The 19882-nt window shown below is 61.8% G+C and carries 12 protein-coding genes; 4 read left to right on the top strand and 8 right to left on the bottom strand.

All coding sequences use genetic code 11. The features are described 5' to 3' along the window. Nucleotides 1–2: 2 nt before the first annotated feature. A complete protein-coding gene (locus tag CFE428DRAFT_RS21010; RefSeq protein ID WP_042725451.1) occupies nucleotides 3–2801 on the bottom strand; it encodes a DUF7133 domain-containing protein in 2799 nt (932 codons plus the stop codon). Nucleotides 2802–3012: 211 nt separating this feature from the next. Here CFE428DRAFT_RS21010 and CFE428DRAFT_RS21005 point away from each other — a divergent pair, with 211 nt between their 5' ends. Continuing rightward, nucleotides 3013–5106 (top strand): discoidin domain-containing protein, encoded by a 2094-nt coding sequence (locus CFE428DRAFT_RS21005; RefSeq protein WP_083805272.1) that lies wholly within the window; start codon nucleotides 3013–3015, stop codon nucleotides 5104–5106. 43 nt (nucleotides 5107–5149) lie between these two features. On the opposite strand, the gene CFE428DRAFT_RS21000 is transcribed toward CFE428DRAFT_RS21005, so the two are convergent. Continuing rightward, a complete protein-coding gene (locus tag CFE428DRAFT_RS21000) occupies nucleotides 5150–8218 on the bottom strand; it encodes a DUF7133 domain-containing protein (protein WP_006981659.1) in 3069 nt (1022 codons plus the stop codon). Continuing rightward, nucleotides 8181–8531 carry an SGNH/GDSL hydrolase family protein gene (locus tag CFE428DRAFT_RS34125; RefSeq protein ID WP_006981658.1) on the bottom strand — a complete coding sequence of 117 codons (351 nt, stop codon included), beginning with the start codon at nucleotides 8529–8531 and terminating at the stop codon, nucleotides 8181–8183. Before CFE428DRAFT_RS34125 ends, CFE428DRAFT_RS21000 begins: the two co-directional genes overlap by 38 nt. 201 nt (nucleotides 8532–8732) lie before the next feature. Here CFE428DRAFT_RS34125 and CFE428DRAFT_RS20995 point away from each other — a divergent pair, with 201 nt between their 5' ends. Beyond that, nucleotides 8733–9896, top strand: a complete 1164-nt coding sequence (locus tag CFE428DRAFT_RS20995) for a sialidase family protein (protein ID WP_006981657.1) — start codon at nucleotides 8733–8735, stop codon at nucleotides 9894–9896. An 82-nt stretch (nucleotides 9897–9978) separates the two neighbouring features. On the opposite strand, the gene CFE428DRAFT_RS20990 is transcribed toward CFE428DRAFT_RS20995, so the two are convergent. The 5 genes from CFE428DRAFT_RS20990 to CFE428DRAFT_RS20970 all read right to left on the bottom strand — a co-directional run bounded on the left by CFE428DRAFT_RS20990 (nucleotide 9979) and on the right by CFE428DRAFT_RS20970 (nucleotide 17097). Continuing rightward, nucleotides 9979–12618 (bottom strand): DUF7133 domain-containing protein, encoded by a 2640-nt coding sequence (locus tag CFE428DRAFT_RS20990; RefSeq protein ID WP_006981656.1) that lies wholly within the window; start codon nucleotides 12616–12618, stop codon nucleotides 9979–9981. 3 nt (nucleotides 12619–12621) lie between these two features. After that, nucleotides 12622–14202, bottom strand: coding sequence for a LamG-like jellyroll fold domain-containing protein (locus CFE428DRAFT_RS20985; protein WP_006981655.1), 1581 nt, complete (start codon nucleotides 14200–14202; stop codon nucleotides 12622–12624). Beyond that, entirely contained in the window at nucleotides 14203–14739 is a 537-nt protein-coding gene (locus tag CFE428DRAFT_RS20980) for a sigma-70 family RNA polymerase sigma factor (protein WP_006981654.1), read from the bottom strand. Nucleotides 14740–14842: 103 nt separating this feature from the next. Next, nucleotides 14843–15394, bottom strand: coding sequence for a thioredoxin family protein (locus CFE428DRAFT_RS20975; protein ID WP_006981653.1), 552 nt, complete (start codon nucleotides 15392–15394; stop codon nucleotides 14843–14845). Between the two features lie 197 nt (nucleotides 15395–15591). Continuing rightward, on the bottom strand, nucleotides 15592–17097 hold the full coding sequence (locus tag CFE428DRAFT_RS20970; RefSeq protein WP_006981652.1) for an inorganic phosphate transporter: 1506 nt from the start codon (nucleotides 17095–17097) through the stop codon (nucleotides 15592–15594). 282 nt (nucleotides 17098–17379) lie between these two features. On the opposite strand from CFE428DRAFT_RS20970, the gene CFE428DRAFT_RS20965 reads away from it, so the two are divergent. Then, nucleotides 17380–19035: a beta strand repeat-containing protein gene (locus CFE428DRAFT_RS20965; RefSeq protein WP_006981651.1), complete on the top strand. Its 1656-nt coding sequence runs from the start codon at nucleotides 17380–17382 to the stop codon at nucleotides 19033–19035. A 249-nt stretch (nucleotides 19036–19284) separates the two neighbouring features. Continuing rightward, complete coding sequence (locus CFE428DRAFT_RS20960) at nucleotides 19285–19878, top strand: hypothetical protein (protein ID WP_006981650.1); 594 nt, start codon at nucleotides 19285–19287, stop codon at nucleotides 19876–19878. Nucleotides 19879–19882: the final 4 nt, after the last annotated feature.

Raw genomic sequence — 19882 nt, 5'->3', positions numbered from 1 at the left:
TGCTACTTGTTACTGCGAATAAAGGCCACGAGGTCGACCAATTCCGACTCCGACAACGTCTGATCCAGTCCCACGGGCATGAGGCTCGTGGGCAACTGCGTGTCGGCGGTGATCTGATCGTGCCGGATGTTGTGTTCCTGCCCACCGAGGTCGACGAGCAGAACGCCTTCCGCGGTGTGGCTCTTGATGATGCCGACGAAGGTCTCACCACCCGCGCACTCGATGGAGTGCGCTTCGTAATCGCGGGCAATCGTCGCGCTCGGAAAGATGATGGATTCGAGGATATCGATCTCACGCCGAATGGAACCGATGTGCGAGAGGTTCGGCCCGATCGAGCGACCTACATTCCCGATCTGGTGACAGGCGATGCAGCTTCCATGACCCGTCTCGAAAAGCTTGCGGCCGTTCTCCGGTTTACCTTGGGCAATGACCTTCTCCGATAGCGGGACGAGCCGGCGGCGCTTGGCTTCGACGGCCTCGTCGGCTCTGTGCAACGCGGGCAGAAGCGTCTGCTCGAAGATCTCCGGCGGGTAGCCTTGGAAGAGCGTGCGGAAGGTGCTCTCCTGGACCGAGGCGAGCACGGGCGAATTGACCAGCGCATGCGCGAAGGCTTTGCCGACCTCGACATCCTTGGTCTTGTTGATCGCGTGGATCGCTTCGCGCAACTCGATAGGACCGAGCGCGGTGAATTGCGGCGCGAGTTCCAATTGCTCGTCGCGCGTCAGCACCGCCGCACCGAGCATCGTGGACGCCTGAATCTGAGCGCTCGCCGGCACCATGGAATCCTGCAACGTCTTGAGCAGGAGGGCGAACGATTCGGGCGCCAGCTTCTGGCTGCCGACCATGGCGTCGAGCGCGCGCAAGCGGGTGGTGAGCGATTGCTTCTCGTCCTTGGCGAGCGTCTCCAAGGCATCCCGGAATTGGGGGTTGCGCAGCTTCTTCACCGCCGCGAGCACCGTCGGCAAATCACCCGGCGCGGCGGAGGACAACTGCGCTTTCAGCAAGGGAATCCACGCGGGATTGCTGGCCGTGCCCGTCTGCTGGGCGATGGCCTGCCAGGCGACCTGCCGCACGGCGAGCGAGGCGTGGCCAAGCATCTTCGTGAGCGTGTCCTGCGCGGCGGGACTGGCGAGTTGCGGACCGACGACCGCTTCGAGCACGTGCAGGTGCGCAGCGTCCGGTTCCTTGCCTTGCAGCCAATGCTCGAAGTCATCGTGCAGCAAGGCCACGCTGTCGGGCTGGCGCGCCGCGACCTTGATCGCCGCCGCGGCGAGATCCTGATCCGTTGACGAGAAATAGCGGCTGGCCAGAGCGACGATCTCCTTCGCGTCGGTCGTGCCTTTCGCCCCCTGATCGCTGAGCAGCAGGAGCCGCCGGACGAGGAGCGGGTTCTGCGCTTCGCGCAAGTTCGGCAGGATCGGAAGCCCGGTGCGCAACGCGGCGAACATCGCGCCATGTTCCAGCGCCGGCTCGAGCGGTTGCGCGAGCATGGTGAGCAGCGCCTTCTCGATTCTCGGACTGTGCAACCGGCGCCAGGAGATCTCGTCGCACGCCGCGAGTCGCGCCTTCGGCGCAGTGCCGACCAGAGCCACGAGCAACTCGTCTTCACTGCGCGGCGTGGACTTGGCGATGGGCGTCGGCGCGAGCTGCGGCTTCCCAGCGTTCGGCCCCTTGATGCGATAGATCGCGCCCATGATTTCCGGCTTCGCCGTGAGGCTCGACGGGCAGCCGATGCGGAACCATCCCCCCGTGTCGAGTACGAGCAGCGAGCCGTCGCGATCCTCGATCACATCGGTAAGATGCGCGTCCGGTTGGTTGAGCTTGAAGAACTCGTGCTCGCGCGTGCGATAGGTCGCGCCATCGGGAATCAATTCCATGCGGGCCACGCGTTGGGTGTTGAAATGGGTGATGAAGATTTGCCCCTTCCACTTGGGATTCAGCGCACCCGATTGCAACAGGCACATGCCCGAAACGGCGACGTGGCCGAAGTTGTGAATGACCGGCAGATCGACCGTGCGCGGCAAGCCCGCGATGGCCTGCAGCATATCGGGCCGCGGATAAACGCCGCCGTAGAGCCAGTGGATGAGCACGTCGCCACGCGGCTGGCTGTAGAAGAGATTCACGTCGCCGATGATCTCGCCCTCGGGCGTGAAGACGATCCGCACCGGATTGTCAGCGCTGGCCAGCGCGTGCCATTGGATGTCCGTGCCGTCGGGGTTGCACGACCAGATACCCGACGCCAGGCCCTCGTGCACGAGCGTGCCATCCTTTTGCACCACCTTGTGCCCCTTGCGGCCATGGCACCAGTACAGGCGCCCGTTCCGCGGATTGTAAACCGGGCCGTGCACGTCCGCGGCGTTACCCGTGTAGTCGAAGCCGCCCACGATCATCTCGCGCTGATCCGCCACGCCGTCGCCATCGGTGTCGGTGAGCTTCCAGATGCCCGGCGGCGACGCGACGTAGAGCGAGCCGTTGAGCCAGCAACCGCCCTGCGGGAAAGTCATCTTGTCGGCGAAGACGGAGACCTTGTCGTAATGGCCGTCGCCCTTCGTGTCGGTGAGTTGCAGGATGCGGTTGGGCAGTTGCTCCTCCAACTCGCTTTTCTTGAGATTCAGGCCGGCGGCATCGCCGACGTAGAGACGTCCTTTATCGTCGATGCAGCCCATAATGGGATGCCGCACCATCGGCGCGGCGGCGGCGACGTCGAGGGTGTAGCCGTCGGGTAGTGTGGCGCTGGGCGTTTCGGCCACGGCGCGGACGAGGAACAGGGAGGCGGCGAGAACAAGAGGGAAGGTTTTCACGGCGAATTGGGGGCGAACGTGCGTGGATGGCGTCCCGGACAGGGACGGATCACCATCACGCGGAAATGTGAAGTTATTAGCCAACTTACCCGAAATGATGCAATTCCTTTGATGGCATTTGGCCCGGAAAAGCTGCTCGCCGGCCCGACGTCTGCGGTAGCCAAACCCACCTGCGGAAAATAGAACGGTGCCGCCCAACAGTCCGTCCTTGATGAAATTCCCTGTCTTCCGTCGATCGTACGTAGCGTCCTCATTGCTTTTGTTGGGAGCGCTTTTGCCTGCCGTAGCGGCGCAACCGCAAGAGATTCGGCTGACCATCGACTCGGTTCACCCGACAGCACAGTTTGATCCGCAGGTTGCGTTGGGTGGAGGCATCGATGGCCATCGGGATGGCGAAGTCGCGCGCATGCTTTCGCCGGAGAATGTGCGGCAGATATTGCGCGCGGGGCTTGGCCCGGTCTCGTTTCGCCTGCGCACGGAGCTTGGAGTTGAGGCATGGCATTGGAACCCGCGCGGCACATGGAGCGATCCGCGGCATCAGCAGGGATACTGGACCTCCAGCGCTACGCCGCAGCGTGACCGGCCGATCCTTCTCTCCTACGGCTACAAGCTCCCGCGACGCGGGGATACGCACGATGAAGCGAATGACGATGGCTACTCGATGCTCGACGACGGAGATGCCGCGACGTTTTGGAAGAGCAATCCGTACCTCGCCTCGCAGTTCACGGGTGAACCGGATGCGCATCACCCAGCGTGGGTGCTGATCGATTTCGAAAAGCCCGTTCCGCTCAATGCCATTCGCATTCATTGGGCCGATCCTTACGCCACGCATTTCGACGTGGAATATGCGGACAGCGGGTGCGTCTATTTCGGCCAGCATCCGAGAGGCGTGTGGCATCGCTTTGAAAATGGAAGGATCACTCGTGGGACCGGCGGCGCACCGCTCTCGATCCTCTCGAAGGACCCGATCAAGGCTCGCTATCTGCGTATCTGGATGACGGAAGGATCGGGCACCGCGGCGACAGGTTCGAAGGATGTGCGGGATCGGCTGGGTTATGCGATTCGGGAGATCGAGGCAGGATGGCGCGACGCCGCAGGCGTGTTTCACGACCAGGTGCACCACTCGGCCAATCAGCGGCAGACGATCACCTACGTCTCCTCGACCGACCCCTGGCATCGCGCCTCCGATCGTGATCGCCAGACCGAACAACCCGGCATTGATCTCGTCTTTCGCTCAGGTATCACCCGCGGGTTGCCCACGATGCTCGCGGTGCCGGTACTCTACGGCACGCCGGAGGATGCCATCGCGCTCGCGGCTTATATGCGGCGAGCAAACCATCCCATCGCGCGTTTCGAACTCGGCGAAGAACCGGATGGCCAACGCGTCGATCCACGCGACTTCGCGGTGCTCTATGCCCAAGTGGCGCGTGGCATTCGTCACATCGAACCGCACGCCATCCTCGGTGGGCCGAGTTTCATGACCGGCGATGCCGATTACCTCGGGCTCCTCTATCGCGACTGGCTGCGGCGATTCCGTCGCGCCCTGGCTGGATTCGCGGACAAGCGGGGTGAACTTCCAATTCCTCTCCTTCGAGTTTCCTACCCCTTCGATGATGTCTGGACGCCGGAGGCCGGGCAACTGGCACAAGCCCCCGGCAAACTGGCGGGATCCATGCGGCATTTCAGCACGGAGCATCTGCCCATCATCCTCGGCGAATACAACTACTCCGCCTATTTCACGGAACACGAAGTCGACCTCGGTGGCGCGATGCTGAATGCCGAGACCGTCGCGCAATTTCTCTGCAGTGGCGGGCAGGCCGCTTACTTCTACGGGTGCGAACCCGATGCGCTCAATCAGACGACCGGTTCGTGGGGACGGCATGTCATGTTGCTGCAAGCGAAAGGCCAAAACGACGTCACCCCCGTGGCCACCTTCCATGCGTTGCGCATGATCTCGAGCGATTGGCTGAATCCGCAAGGTGGTCTGCATCAGGTGTTACGCGTCCACTCCAACCTTCCCGCAGATCACTTCAGCGCATTCGCATTGCAGCGCCCGGATGGATCGGCGTCCCTGTTGATGATTAACAAAGATCCCAGCCGACCGGCCCTGATCACGCTTCGCGGCGACCGGGCGTTTCACGGCGCAGCCACGCTCGTCACTTATTCCGCGCGGCAATACCATTGGTACGCAGAAGGCCCCCACGGGCGCCCAACGCGGAATGAACCGCCATTGCAACGCACCGTGAGGGCCGATCAACTATTGACCGTTCCTGCCTGGTCGATCTCGATATTGCGCTCGCCATAACCTGGCGAACTGCATCGCGATCGAGGGCGAACCCGGATCGAAGTTATTTGGTTGCCGGAGCCTTTGTCTCGGAAGCTTTCTTCGCGTCGGCGCTCTTTGCATCCGGAGCCTTCGCGTCTTTCGGCACGAGCGGATGCTCCTTCAGGATATCGTCCGTCATGTAGAAGATATTCCGGTCCTTGACCTCTTCGCGGACGCGCTTCACTTCTTCCGGCTTCACGAAGTCGAGGTCGTTGCCGAACGACTGGCGTACGAAAGAGATCACCGCGGCGATCTCCTCGTCGGTGTCGAGCGGGCCGAAGCCCACCATCGGCGGCGTGTTCTTCGACGGTCCGTAAGTCTTGCCCTGGAGCTTCAGTTCTCCATAAAGTCCCTTGAGCACGATCTTGATGACACGATCCTGGTCCGCCAACCACTCGCTCTTGGCGAGCGGCGGGTAGGTATTTTCCACCCCTTTGCCGTCCGGCTGATGGCAGGTCGCACAATGCACGTCCTTGTTGAAGACCTCCTTGCCCAAGTCGTACATCTTCTGCTCCGCAGCAGTCAGCTTCTTGCGCGTGGGACCATACTTCGCATCCGGCACGGCCCGCAGACGCGCGGCGAGGATCGGAGTCTTCTCGATCTTCCCCTGGTTCTCCGGCAGCGAACCGAGCTGGCGCATCGTCTCGCGGAAGCAGTAGTCGATATAGTAGTCCTTATCCATCATCTCCAGTTGGGCGAGATCGAAGGCCTTCTGAGCATCCTGCCCCTTCACGAAGCTGAGCGCACGCACGGCTTCGAGACGCACCCGCGGCGCGGGATCCTTGATCGCCGTCTCGAGCAACGCCATGTGGTTGGGCACGCGATCCATCCAGTAGCAGAGGACGCGCACGGCTTGCGCGCGAGCCCGCGGCTCGGGCGACTTCAACACGTCATTCAGCAGATCGAGGTTCACCACGTTCTGCCACTGGTGCACCCAGAGCGCTTCGAGGCGGTTGTGTTCGTAATTCTTGTCCGACTTATCGAGCGCCTTCTCCCACTTGTCCGTCGCAGCCATGACCTCGGCGGTGTCGTGAGTATCGAGCTCGATCTTCGCCCGCTGGCGCACGTTGTCCTCGGGTTCCTTCAAGAGCTCGAGCAACGCCGGAATGCTCTGGCCGTAGATCGGCTTCGGCGTGAGCAGCGGACGCGAGGGATAGGTGATGCGGTAGATGCGGCCGTGCAGGTGATCGCGGTTCGGATCGCGCAGATGGTGTTGCAAGTGGCCGATGAGCATCTGCGACCAGTCCATGAAGTAGAGCGAACCATCCGGCGCCACGGCGATGCCACTCGGGCGGAAGTCCGGGTTCCCCTCGTGTGTGTCATCGCCAAGGAGGCCTTCGACCAGCGGATCGATCGTCACAGCCTTGAGGCCCGCGCCGTCCTCGGAAATCTTCGCACGGAAGATGCCCTGGAAACCGATCACGTTGCCGTCCAGGAATTGCCCCTGCCAGTCATCCGGAAAATGCCGGCTGGAGAGAATGTTCGTGCCCGGGCACGGACGCGACGGCCGGTCCCAGAACTGCTTCATTTTCGGGTGCGCGCCGCTGTCGAGATGCCCACTGAACGCCGGCGCGAAATACGAATTGTTGCCGGTGGCATCGGTGATGATGTCATTACCCCAGTAGTCGAACACGCGCCCGTGCGGATTCGCGAAGCCATACGGCGCGTAGCGATCGAAGCGCGAAGTGCGCGGTTCGTAACGATAGATCGCGGCGTTCTGGTTGCGGATCGGCCCGTTGAGCGTCTCCACATTCGTGCGATGGAAGACGCCGTCGCTGAAATACACCGCACCACCCGGCTCGTAGCAGATCGAGTTCGTCTCGTGATGCGAGTCCGCCGCGTCGAGACCGCTGACGATGCGCTCACTCGTGTCGGCATGCATCTGCTTGCCCGTCGAATCGCGGAGGAAAATCATGTCCGGCGACTGCATGACGATCACACCGTCCTTGTAGAACTGGAAGCCGGTCGGGCAGTTCAGGCCGTCGGCGAACGTCGTGCACTTGGTGAATTTTCCGGTCTTCGGGTCGATGTCGAAGATGAGCAGTTTGTCGAAGACCTTCGTCGTCGGCGTGGTCTCCGGGTAGTTCGGCCACGAGGCCACCCACAGACGCCCGCGGGTATCGAAGGCCATCTGCACGGGATTGATCAGCTCGGGAAATTCCTTTTCCGAGGCGATGAAGTCCACTTTGCAACCTTCCGGCACCTTGATGTACTTCAGCGTGTCTTCGCCCTTCTCGATGTAGGGGCGCAGCGGCGCTTTCGGCGAAGGCTTCGCCGTGGTCGTATTCACCGTGGCATCCTCCTTGGTCTGCACCGGGAATGGCCCGACGCGATTGGAAGGCACCTTGTCCACCGGAGGCAGATTGTCATCCTTCACCGTGAAGGCTTTGCCCTCCGCGGCGGCCCACACCGCCTGGTCGCGGTTGGCCGTCTTCACATCGCGCTGGGCCATTTCTTCGCCCATGATGGTGGCGTTGTCCGGCGCGTTCTTGGGATCGTCCGGCGAGGCGTATTTGATGCGCGAGCGCGAGCCATAGATGTTGTACTGGTCCACGGTGCGGTAGCGATGATGCCACTCGTCGTTCTTGGTCAGCACCGCATCGCGAATCTTGTCCACCGTAGGATCGGTCGTGCTCGCCCCGTCCTTGCCGAAGAGCGCCCTGAACTGCACGGGGGCGAGTTCCTTGTCGCCTTCGTCGGTGAGATGGACGCCATCGATGGTCAGCGGATGCGCGGCCTGGCTGTAGAGTTTTTCCGAGGGAGTGAAGAGATCGATGAACTGCACATCGTTCGCCTTGGCCACTTCGGCCATCGCCTTGGTGTAGAGCGCGAGGTTTTTGTTATTCGCCGTGCCGTCCGGATAGTTCGGACTCTTCAGGTTTTCATTGGCGATGGGCGAGAAGAGCACCACGCGGGGGTGGCCCTTGCCGAAGTCCGAGGTCTTCAGATTTTTCAGATACTCGTCGAGTGCCTTCTTGTAATCCTCGAGGCCCGCTTCGCCCTTGAAGGATTCGTTGAAGCCCCAATAGGCGAGGATCACATTGGCATGGAAATCAGCGCCCCAGTGGTAGGTCACTTCCGTCTTGCCCACCGTGAGGGTCGTCGTCCCCGGGCTTCATGTTGAGGAATTGCTCGATGGTCGGCACTTCGTCGCTGCGCGGATGCACGTTCACTTCATCCGCGGTGAAACCGAGGTTGCGCACCTTGAGATGGAGATCCGGATACGCCTTGTGGATGAGCGCCTCCAGCCAGGGGTGATACTGCTGGCGGTCGGCGATGCCGCTACCCACGATGGCGACGTTGTCGTCCTTTTTGAGTTCGAGAGTGGCCGGCGCCGCGGCGTGCAGGAAACCGCTGAGCAGCGTCGCGATGCCGAGAGAGAGAATGACGGGTCGTAGGTTCATTGACATGAGGTGATCAGGGAAAAGTGGGGCAGAGTATGGGGAATGAATGCGGTCTGACTGGCAAGGCTACATTGCACGGGATACCCAAACCTTAGCGGGAGATTTTTGCGGGAAATCTCAGAAAACTGATTTTTCTCTTCATTTCACAGCCTGCGGGATTGTTCTGGGCAACGATCATCCTGCTCCCCCTCCCCAAAACTCATGAAACGCTCTCTTTGGTTCCTCGCGCTCTCCCCTGTCCTGGCCTTGCTGTTCTCCCCTTCCGTGGCCACGGCGGATGACGGGGCGACGATTCTTTCGCAAGGCACGGTCTGCAAACAGGCCGGGCATTACATTGGCTGGCCGACGATTACCCGGACTCGCGACGGCGAATTGCTGGTCGTTTTTTCCGGGGATCGCGATGCTCATATTTGTCCATGGGGCAAAACGCAAATAGTCCGCAGCCACGACGATGGGAAAACGTGGAGCGAGCCGGAGACGATCAATAACTCGCCGCTCGATGATCGCGATGCGGGGATCATTCAAACGAAGTCCGGGGCGCTGCTGGTGAGTTGGTTTACTTCGACGGCGTTTATGTATCCGGAGAAACTGAAGTGGCAAAATCTGCCTCCGGAGTTGCTGACCTCGTGGCAGCGGCACATCGAGAAGATCAGCCCGGAGACCATCGTGGCGGATCACGGGAACTGGACGCGGCGCTCCGTGAATGATGGCAAGACTTGGGAAAAGCCGGTGAAAACGATCGGCTCGGCGCCGCATGGGCCGATTCAATTGCAGGATGGACGGCTGCTTTATGTGGGGTTGAGCACGCACGAAAAGGTGCTCAAGCTCGGGGTGGAGGAATCGCGCGACGATGGGCGAAGCTGGCAATACCTGGCGGAGATTCCGGTGGCGGAGGAGGATCAGCGCGATCCGGATTGGCGCGTGCGGATGCAGGATGAACCGCACGTGGTGGAACTGCCGGATGGGAAGCTGGTGGCAATGATCCGCGCGGAACCGAAGGACCATTCACAGACGTATCTGCGGCAGACGGAAAGCACGGATGGCGGCAAGACCTGGACGACCACACACAAGACGCCGATTTATGGTTACCCGCCGCATTTGCTAATGCTGAAGAATGGGTGGCTGCTGGTGGTCTATGGCGTGCGGCGGGAGCCGTTTGGGGAGCATGCGTGTATCAGCAAGGACGGCGGGAAGACGTGGGATGTGGAGCATGAAATCACTCTACGCACAGCGCCGAATAGCGACTTGGGGTACCCGAGTTCGGTGCAACTCGCGGATGGGTCGATCTACACGGTGTACTACCAGATCGATCAGACGGGGGAGAAGACGAGCTTGTTGAGCACGCATTGGCGGCTCAAGGAGTAGAGGGTCCTATACCTCCTATGCTTCCTATCCCTCCTATTCGCCGATAGGAGGAATAGGACGAATAGGAATAATAGGAGCCGCCTCAGTGCGCCTTCGGCGCAGCAGGAGCGGCGGAGGCCACCGTAGTCGTGTTCGCCTCGAAGACCTGCACCTCGTGGATCGACCAGAAGTTGCCACGGACTGAGCCGGTCTGCGTGATGCGAATCATCTTCGCTTTCGCGGGAGTGAACTGGATGTCCGTCACGGCGGTGGTGCCTTTGCCGCTGGCGACTTCCTTCCAGTGTTCGCCGTCGTTGGAGAGCTCGAGCTTATAACCGCGCGGGTAGTCGTTCTTCGAATCGCCGGCGTCGAGTTGCACGCCAGTGACCTGCGTTTCCAGCGGGAGCTCGATCTCGAACCACATGCCGGGCACCTGGGGGGTGCCGGTGGTGTAGCGGGTCTCGACCTTGCCGTCGACGGCCAGGCCGGCGTTCTCGGCCTTGTGGCTGGCGGAGAGGATCCACGACTTGCGATTGAGCAAGGCCTGGGGGAGCGAGGCGCGCAATTCGGCAGCGGTCCAGGGCTGCGTGCGATCCTTGCCCACGGCGCGGACGGCGGCGACCTGCTGCGGCGTGACGAAGCCGGCGCGGTTGCCGAAGGTGTTGCGTACGTAGCTGAGCACGCTGGCAATCCAGGTGTCGTCGTTCGTGGCCATGGAGATCATCTGGCCTTCGTACTTCTTGCCGTCGATGTCGCCACTCAAGCCCTGCATGAGCACGCGGATGGAACCTTCGCGCCAGCCGTTCACGGTATGCGAACCGGCGAGCGGCGGGGCGAGCATGACGCCGGGCGCGGCCCCGACCATGGGCATACCTTTAGCATCCATGCCGTGGCAGGTGGCGCAGAGGGTCTGGAAGATGCCTTCACCGGCCTTGTAGAGCTTCTTCTCGTCGTTGCTCATGGCGAGCGGAGCCTGCTGCACGGGCGGATGCAGGATCATGTCGCCGATTTGTTTCACGCCGAGGTGGTTGTTCGTGGCCACGACGTCCGTGAGGGTTTTTTTCCAATCGGGAATATCGAGCAACTTCGCGGTGAGCAGCGCCTGCAGGACGACATCGCCATCCTTGTCCCTGGTCGCGTTCGTGACGTCGGCGGCGAAGGATTTGTCGCCATTCTTGTAGAGCGTCTCGCACACCCGGATGGCCGCGGCGCGGAGATGCGGGTCTTCATCCTTGAGCTTTTCGCGAACGAGTTCGGGCGTGAGGGAATCAAGCCCTTCGATGGTCCAGAGCGCGTGCAGGCGGGCCAACGGGTTCTTGCTCGTGGTGGCCATTTTGACCAGCGCAGGGACGACCGATTTGTCCTGCTTGATGACGAGCAGCTTCTGCGCGGTGTCCCGCCACCAGCCATTGGGATGCTCGAGATGCGCGACGAGTTGCGCGGGCGTCTCGCTGTTCATGCTCGGCTGCGGACCAGGCTTCATGCCATCGTGCACGAGACGGTAGACGCGGCCGTGGCCGATGGGTTTATCGAGGCCGTACTGCTGCACCGCTTTGCGTAGGTAGCTGCCGTCCTTCACCCAATTCCCCTCCTGGATGATGCCGCGATACATATCCGTGATGTAGAGCGTGCCATCCGGCGCGGTGTTGAAATTGACGGGGCGGAAGAGCGGATCGGTGGAGCGAATGAACTCCGACTGGCCGTAGGGATTGCTGAGATGCGTGATGCCATCCTGCATCGTGACCTTGGCGCGGCGCACGAGGCGGCCGACGGGTTCGCCGAAGAAGAGATCGCCGCGGAGTTCGGCAGGCAGGCGATCGCCGCGATAAATCTCGCCGCCGCAGGTGGCGGTAAAGTGATTGAGCGTGCCATTCTCCTCGCGGTAACGATTCTCACCGCCCTGCACGTCAGCCAGGCCAACCTTTGGCCATACGGCTTCGAAGTTCGGCTCCATCTGGTCTTTGGTATTGAAGGCGCCGTAGACGATGCCGGTCTGGAAATTCACCGGGCCTTTTTCGCCGCCGGCATTGACGAACCAAAGCTTGCCCCAGTCGTCCTGCGAGACGCCCCACTGGCCGCCATTGGGCGCGGTGTTTTCCTTCTTCGTCTGGCCATCAGGCGACCAGCGCAGGCGGTAGGCGTTGTAGGTGGTGTAGAGCCAGTTATCGATCGCCCAAACGGGGCCGCTGGGCTGGTGCTCCAGGTTTCCGCCGCGCGGCCCGCCCTGGAAAAAGAGTTCCTTCTTGTCGGCCACGCCGTCGCCGGTCGTATCCGAGTAAATGTAAAGATCGCTGGTGTCGGTCTCGCCGATGAGCACGCGGCCTTTGTCGAGCGGCAGCATGATGCGCGGGAGGACGAGCTTGTCGGCGAAGATGGCGTGCTTGTCGTAAACGCCATTGTGCTTCGAGGACCAGTGCACGGAGACGCGGCTGACCGGGTCGTGCTCGTTCGTGCCGTCAATGTCCTGCATGTAGCTGCGCAACTCGGCGACATACATGCGACCGTCACCGTCGAAAGCGATGGCGACCGGTTCCTTGATCTCCGGCTCGGTGAGCACGGTCTCGAGATGGTATCCGGGCGGCAACTCCGTGGCCTTGAGCGTCTCGGCGGGTGTGCGCGCCACCACCGCCTTTTGCGGCGGAAAGGGGTTCGGCTTGGTGACGGGGTCGAGACTGGCGGCGAACGCCGGCAGCGACGCGATGAGGGACGCGGCGGCGAGGCGGACGGAGGAACGGGCGGTCATAGTTTATTGCGGGGAGGGAGCGGGCCGGAGGGCGTTGCGGGCCAGGTCGCGAACTTCCTGAGCACTCAACGCCCGGCGGAAGACGAGCATTTCATCCATGCGCCCATTGAAGGTGCGCACGGGCGTGCGGTCTTGCCGGGGCGCCGGATTCCATGTCCCAACCTCCGCGCGCCCAAAACCTAAGGGCAAATCGATCTTGAAGGCCGCGGTGCTCACCTCCGCGCCGTCGACGTAATGGGCGACGCGGTGTCCGGCGCGGTCGACGACGACGGCGAGGTGGACCCACTGACCGAGGCGTTCCGGCAGGAAAATGACCGGGGTGTCGAAATCGCCGGCGCCGGCGAGGCCGAGCTTCACCGTGCCTTTCTTGGTGATCTGCCAATGCATGGCGCCGCGGTCGAAGGCGTCGGCCATGAGGAGGGAGTTGAAATTGTGATCGAGGCCATCGACGCGGACCCAGGCGGCGAGTGTGAGGGCATCGAAGACGCCGGGAATTTCCACGCGCACGCCGTCGCCGGCGCCTTTGAACTCCAGCGCGCCTTTGCCCGGCCAGCGACCCTCGGCCCAGCGGCAGCCGACGATCGCACCATCCGAGGCGCGCGGCTCGCCATGGGCGACATTCGGCAGGCGGCGATCGAAATTCGAATCGCTCTCGAAGGTATAATGCAGGATGAGCGTCGGGTCCCCTTGCAGCGCGCTGGAGGCGAGTTTCCAATCGGCTTCGCGCTTTTGCCAGGACGAAGCGGCCTTTTGCTGGAGGGCCGCCGAGCTGGGAAAGAGCGAGGCGGTGGCGGTGATCTCGCGCCACTGACCATCGGCATCGACGCTCAGGGCCTGGCCGGCGAGGAGCTCTTTTTTGGGCGCGTTGCGGGCATCGGCGATCTGCACCTTGCCTTCGAAGACATGGACTTGAGCGGCGCCAGCGTGGGTCTCGAAACCGAACGTGGTGCCGAGGTCGACGACTGTCATTTTCGGCGAGCCGATCTTGAAGCCGTGCGCGGCGGCGGGAACTTGCGCGCTGAGCCGGCCCTCGCGGCAATAGGCTTCGGAGCGCGAGCGGATTTCCAATTCCGCCGGACCCTCGACGATCACGCGGGCGCCGTCGTTGAATTCGATCTGCGCGAGGCCCGAGTCGAATCGCAACCAGCCGGGCGAGAGCGGGCCGCCGACGGCGTGATCGCCAGTGCCGGGCGCCCACTCCATGTCGACGGCCTCGGTGAGCACGGCGACGGCGGAAGTGGTCTGGTCGCCGCGTGCTTCGATCTGCCGCCAGGCCATCCAGATGCCGACGACCGCGACAATCACCGCGGCGGCGGCCACCGCCCAACCGGCGTGGCGTTGCAGCAACCCGATCAATCGCGCGAGCACGTCCAGCCAGCGGCGATCGGGTTCCTGGGCCAGTTCGCGGCCACGGCCTTCCGCGCCGGCTTCGCGCAGCAGCGCGTGAAAGCGGGCGCGTTCCCAGAAAGTCTGCCGCGCCTGCGGCGAAGTGCGCAGCATGCCTTCGACCTCGGTCTTCTCCTCGGGCGTGAGCGCTTCGTCGAGATAACGGTCGAGCAGGCGTTCGAGACGCGCGGAATCCATTTACTGCACCGCCTCCTCGGCGAGCTTGCGGGCCACACATTCGCGCAACATGGCGCGGGCGCGCGACAGGGCGACGTAGACGGATTCCGCTCCCCAGCCGAGCCGCCGGGCGATTTCCGCCGGCTTGTGCGCCTGTTGATAACGCATCTCCACGGCCTGCCGGGCCTGCGGGGCGAGTTTCTTCAGGCATTCGCTGAGATGGCGCAACCGCTCGTCGCTCGCCTCGGCCTCCGGCTCGCAGGCGCAGAGGGATTCGATGATGTCCGGCGAAAGCGCGGTGGAGCGCTGCTGCTTGCGCGCGGTTTCCATGACCTTGTAGCGCGCGATGGTGCACGCCCAGCCGAGGAAATTAGTCCCCTGCTCGAAGTCACCGGCTTTCTTGGTGACGGTGAGGAAGGTCTCCTGCACGATATCATCCGCGCGCCCAAAATCCGGCATGAGCGCGTGGACGAAGCCACGCAGAGCCGCCGTGTGTTGCACAAACAACATCTGCACGAGGGCGACCTGCTGGTCGGAAGGTGGGAGGGAATCTGGCATGAGCGTGGGACGTGCGTTGATGCACGCGCGCACGCAAACCTTAGCAGATTTTCCCGAAGGCCCTCGGGCGTCTTTTGCGGTTGTCCTTATTCGCAGCCTGCGACTACTTCGTGCCCGCCGGCGGCGTCTTGAAGATGGAAGGCTCCTGCGTCCCGCCGGCACTGCTGCTACCGCCGTTGGTCTCCCCCGGCAGCGGCCCATTCTTCTTCAATTCCGTCTCCAGCTTTTGCACATAGGCTACTGCGCCGGTGCCGGGTTGATAGCCAGTCTCCTTCGCCAGTTCCTTGCCGTCCGCATCGGTAATCACGATCGTCGGGAAGCCGCGGGTGGGATACTTGGACATGAGCTCGCTGTTCTGCTTTTTCACCTGCGCGCTGAGCGGCGTTTGATGAGGAAAATCCACCGTCACGAGGACGACATTCTTTTTCGCCCACGACTCGAAGTGCGGTGTGCTGAAGACTTCCTTGTCGAGCACCTTGCAGAAGCCGCACCAGTCCGAGCCGGTGAAATCCAGCAGCACATATTTCTTCTCCGCCTTGGCCTTCGCCACAGCTTGGGTGTAGTTATCGGTCCAGCCTTTCGGTTCCGCGGCAATCGCCGCGAGTGACAACGCACTGGCCACCAAAGCGGTGGCATAGAATGATTTCATGTTCATGGGGTGTAATGGGTTAAGGCGTCAAACTTACCCAAAAATCGCCGCCAAAGCACGGTGTTTTTACACCGAGGAAAAAGCCGTTAATTCTTAATCCTTAATCTTATTCCTTAATCGTTAATCCCAGCCCGCAGGAAGAGGGAGGGATTAACGATTAAGGAATAAGGATTAAGGAATAAAGATTCCCCCGTCGCCCCACCTCAATGCACGCCGAGCACGTGCAGCACGACGAAGTTGCCGAAGGCGAAGAGCAGCGAGCCGAGGAAGATGCACACCGGCAGGGTGAGCACCCAGGCCAAGAGGATATTGCGCAGCGTCTGCATCTGCAGGCCGGACTTGTTTGCCGCCATGGTGCCGGCAATGCCCGAGGAAAGCACGTGCGTGGTGCTCACCGGCATGTGCAGGCCGTCGGCGAGGAGAATGGTGCACATCGCCACCAGTTCCGCGCTGGCGCCCTGGCCATAGGTGAGGTGCGATTTGCCGATCTTCTCGCCCACGGTGACAACGATGCGTTTCCAGCCCACGGTGGTTCCGAGGCCGAGGGCGACGGCGACCGCGTACTTCACCCAATCGGGGATGTATTTGGTGACCCCGTCCAGGTCTTTCATCAAGGCCTTGCCCTGCTCCGCTTCCGCAGGGCTGGTGAACTTGCCGCCCTTGTCCATCTTCGTGAGCGCGCTGCCGAGGACATAGAGCTCGGTGCGCATGGCGCGACGCTCCGTTTCGGGAAGATCGTGGAAGGATTTAAGCGCGTCCAGCTTCGTGGCGATCGACTGGCTCTGCGCGGCCACGGCGGCGAAGGTTTCCTTGCGCAGAGCGCCGGAGGGTTTGATGTAAGCGCTGAGTTCGTCGGCCGCCGGTTGACCGGCCTCGACCTTCACTCCACCGGCATCCTGGGCAAATGAGGCCTGGGCCGCTTGAGCCTTGACCACGAGGTCATGAATCTCCTTCTCCGAATGCCCCATATTCAGGGCGTAGATGCCGGGCAGGAGACCGACAAGGATCAGAACGATCAGCCCCATGCCTTTCTGGCCGTCATTGCGGCCGTGGGCGAAGCTGACGCCGGTGCAGGTGAGAACGAGGATGGCGCGGATCCACGGCGGCGGCGTCTTGTCCTTCTCCGGTTCGGCGAAGAGCGCGGGATTGCGCACGATCATCTTGAGCAGGAGCAGCAGGAGCCCCGACCAGATGAAACCGAGGACCGGGGAAATGAGCAGCGCCATGCCGATCTTCTGCGCTTCGCCCCAGTTCACGCCTTCGCCAAACGAGTGGCCGGTGAGCATGGCATTGGCAATACCCACGCCGAGAATGGAGCCGATGAGCGTGTGCGAACTCGAAGCCGGCAGACCGAGATACCACGTGCCCATGTTCCAGATGATCGCAGAAATCAACAGCGCGAAGACCATGGCGAATCCGGAACCGGAGCCGACATGGAGCACCAGTTCGACGGGCAGCAGCGCGACGATGCTGTAGGCGACGCCGCCGGTGGAGCTCAGCACGCCGATCAAATTCCACAAGCCGGACCAAACGACTGCCACCATGGGTTTGAGCGAATGGGTGTAAATGACCGTCGCCACCGCATTGGCGGTATCGTGAAAGCCATTCACGAACTCGAACCCGAGCGCGAGCGCCAGGGCGAGCACGAGAAAGATCCACGTAGTGGTTGTCGATCCCGAGGCGAGGGCAAGGTCGGCGAGCATGTGCATAACGCGCCCTCCCCTAGCCGACGGCTCCGCCGACTGGCGACGCTGGGATTGTAATATTCCTGTGAAGGCAGATAACGGAAAGTAACGTCTGCCACAGGGATAGATCACGAATTCGTGGTCGAAAACAGCGGGAGACTTTCTGCCACTTTCCTGCCCACCAAGACTCCCGAACGACACCTACAATTGTTGAACAAAAGGCGCATCAAGTTTTTATTATTCAGCCTTGAGTCTACCTGGGGAACTACGCAATGCTGCGGACTCCAGGTTTCAAGAGACAAGCGTATGAAAGTTTTTCCCAGTGTTGTTGTCGGTTGTGTGCTCACATGGTCCGCCGCGGTCCTTTCTGCCCAGGCGCAAGACGTCTCCGGAGGGGGCGCCACCTTGATCATGTATTCCGGCCACTCCACTGGGATGCTCTCGGTCAATGGCTCCACTTACCTGCCTTACACCGGCGGTGACATTGCCGGCGTAAACACGGTGACCGTCTTCAACGCCGCCCAGGACGGCACCCTGCAAAATGTCGGCTCGTTGGAAAAAACCGGCATCGGGAACCTTTCTTTCGCGACTAACACATTCAGCGGTGCCACGCTCGACACCGGCCTGACGCTCAATAACTCAGCGAGGTTTGTCGGCAACAACAACATCTCGCTGGCCGCGGGATCAACCTTTTCTGTCGGGGGCACTTTGGTTTTGAACAGCGGATCCTTCTATACCGGCTCAACGGTCATCACCAACGCGGGCTCCGTCCTCAACAGTAGAGTTCCGATCTTGCTCGGCGCCAATTCGACGCTGACTTCCAACGGAGTGCTGAATCTCACTGTCGGTTCGCTCCTCAATTCGGGCGGAACCGTTTCTGCGGGCGTCAACAGTACACTCGCCGGCGGCCTCCTGACCTTTGGGAACGGTGGCAGCATTACCACGACCGGCACGGTAACTTCCGCGGTGAACCTAAGCGGAGGTTCGATCCTGACTTCGATCGTTCCCACGCTCAACCTCAACGGCAGTCTGGATACCGGCGCGACTTTCACCACTTCAGGTGCCACCCTGAGTTTGGGGATCAATAATGTGGGGATCAATAATGTAGCGGCCGGCACGATCAGCATCGTCGGGACCGCACCATTAATCCGCGGTGGAAGCGGCATTCTGACGCTCGCCGGCGGCATCGGAACCATTAATCCCGCTACCGGGTCGATCTTGACGGTGAACCCGGTAATCGGCGCTGGCTCCCTCTCCGCGTTCCAGATCAACAATACCTCCACCCTGAATCTCACCACCGGAGGCATCCCTCAAGCCAACCTCATTACATTGAACGGTTCGAGCACGCTGAATCTCAATTTGCCGGCGACCACCCTTCTCTCCAAGCTGCCCCCGATCAAAAATGGCGTCGCCGGAAGCAACGGCACGACGGTCACGTTCCTCGGTGGCGCGGTGACGAATGCCAGCACGGTTTCCCTGCTCTTTTTGCCGGCCGCGCAGAATCTCGTCAGCGATCCCCTTTCGCTGAACATCACCGAAACGCCGGCCGCGAACGACAAATACGTGCTGGAGATGAGCTATAACCCCAGCTTGGTCACGGACCCTTCGAAGCTGTATCTGGCGTGGCTGGATACTTCCGACAGCACCTGGAAGAACGCGGTGAACGGCGATAGCGATGCTGGCGCGAGTCACCAATTTGTTTCGGGCGCCTATGACGCGGCGAATGATTTCAATCTCGGCGAATACGGCGTGGACGCTGCTGATTCCACCGTGTGGGCGGTCATCGACCACAGCGGCGAGTTCGGAGTAGCTGAATCGACGACGCCGTCGCTTACCACCCAGAGCATTCGTTTGAGCTCCCAAAGCATCAGTTTCACCCCTCAATTCATCCCCGAGCCTTCCTCCATCGCCCTGCTGCTCTGCGGCGTCGCGCTATTCGGACGCCGCTCGCGGAGGAAATAACGCGGGGAACAGGTTGGCATTTTCACCTGCACCCGTAGGGCGTAGGCGAGGCGGGGCGGTATGACGTTCGATTTCGTTTTCGAATCGCCCGGGCTAAAACCACAGTCGTTGCCGAGCACCCTGCAGCCGAGTTCTGGCGAGCGCGCCCCTCCGCGTCGTCATTTACTGGCAATTACGTAGAGAAAGCCGCGCGGCGGCGGAGTTGTTAAAGGAAAGTCCCCCCGGCCCAGCCAAATCTCCCCTCGCTCCATGAAATCCGTCCTTTTTCTTTTCACGGCGATCGCCCTGACTGTTTCTGTCACCCACACCCCGGCAGCCGATGGCGCCGCAGGCGCGGTCACCAAAGTGCCGGTCGTCTTCTCCGGTGGCCATGAAACCGATCCACGCGATCACGGACGGCCGGTCGCGCTCGTCGCCGGTGCGCTCGGCGTGGCGCCGGAAGTCTTCCGCGACGCCTTCAGCCGCGTCCATCCCGCCGGCGTGGACAGCGGCGGGCCGACCCGCGAAGAAGCCCAAGCGAACAAAGCCGCGCTCATGTCCGTACTCGGGAAATACGGCATCACCAACGACCAACTGGACGCCGCCTCGAATCGTTACCGCTACGTCCGCAGTCATGGCGAAATGTGGCCGACCAAGGCCGCCGTCGCCAACGCTCTCGTGCAAAACGGCGTGGTCACCGGCTTTGAAGTCGTGAGCGGCGGCTACGGCTATTCCTCAGCGCCCACAGTTACCGTCCCCAACGTCAAATCCGCCCCCGCGAAGGTCGAGCTCGCCTTCAGTAAGGACGTCGAAGCCAATGGCTCGGTCGCAAAAATCACGCTCGAAGCGGGGAAGGCCAAATAGGGCA

It is taken from the genome of Chthoniobacter flavus Ellin428 (assembly GCF_000173075.1).
In the GTDB taxonomy this organism is placed as follows: Bacteria; Verrucomicrobiota; Verrucomicrobiia; order Chthoniobacterales; family Chthoniobacteraceae; genus Chthoniobacter; species Chthoniobacter flavus.
This window is presented reverse-complemented; position numbering and strand designations above follow the sequence as displayed.

Coding starts and splice junctions, on each gene's coding strand:
- CFE428DRAFT_RS21005 (WP_083805272.1), top strand. CDS start 3,013: ATGAAATTCCCTGTCTTCCGTCGATCGTACGTAGCGTCCTCATTGCTT.
- CFE428DRAFT_RS34125 (WP_006981658.1), bottom strand. CDS start 8,531: ATGAACCTACGACCCGTCATTCTCTCTCTCGGCATCGCGACGCTGCTC.
- CFE428DRAFT_RS20995 (WP_006981657.1), top strand. CDS start 8,733: ATGAAACGCTCTCTTTGGTTCCTCGCGCTCTCCCCTGTCCTGGCCTTG.
- CFE428DRAFT_RS20990 (WP_006981656.1), bottom strand. CDS start 12,618: ATGACCGCCCGTTCCTCCGTCCGCCTCGCCGCCGCGTCCCTCATCGCG.
- CFE428DRAFT_RS20985 (WP_006981655.1), bottom strand. CDS start 14,202: ATGGATTCCGCGCGTCTCGAACGCCTGCTCGACCGTTATCTCGACGAA.
- CFE428DRAFT_RS20980 (WP_006981654.1), bottom strand. CDS start 14,739: ATGCCAGATTCCCTCCCACCTTCCGACCAGCAGGTCGCCCTCGTGCAG.
- CFE428DRAFT_RS20975 (WP_006981653.1), bottom strand. CDS start 15,394: ATGAACATGAAATCATTCTATGCCACCGCTTTGGTGGCCAGTGCGTTG.
- CFE428DRAFT_RS20970 (WP_006981652.1), bottom strand. CDS start 17,097: ATGCACATGCTCGCCGACCTTGCCCTCGCCTCGGGATCGACAACCACT.
- CFE428DRAFT_RS20965 (WP_006981651.1), top strand. CDS start 17,380: ATGAAAGTTTTTCCCAGTGTTGTTGTCGGTTGTGTGCTCACATGGTCC.
- CFE428DRAFT_RS20960 (WP_006981650.1), top strand. CDS start 19,285: ATGAAATCCGTCCTTTTTCTTTTCACGGCGATCGCCCTGACTGTTTCT.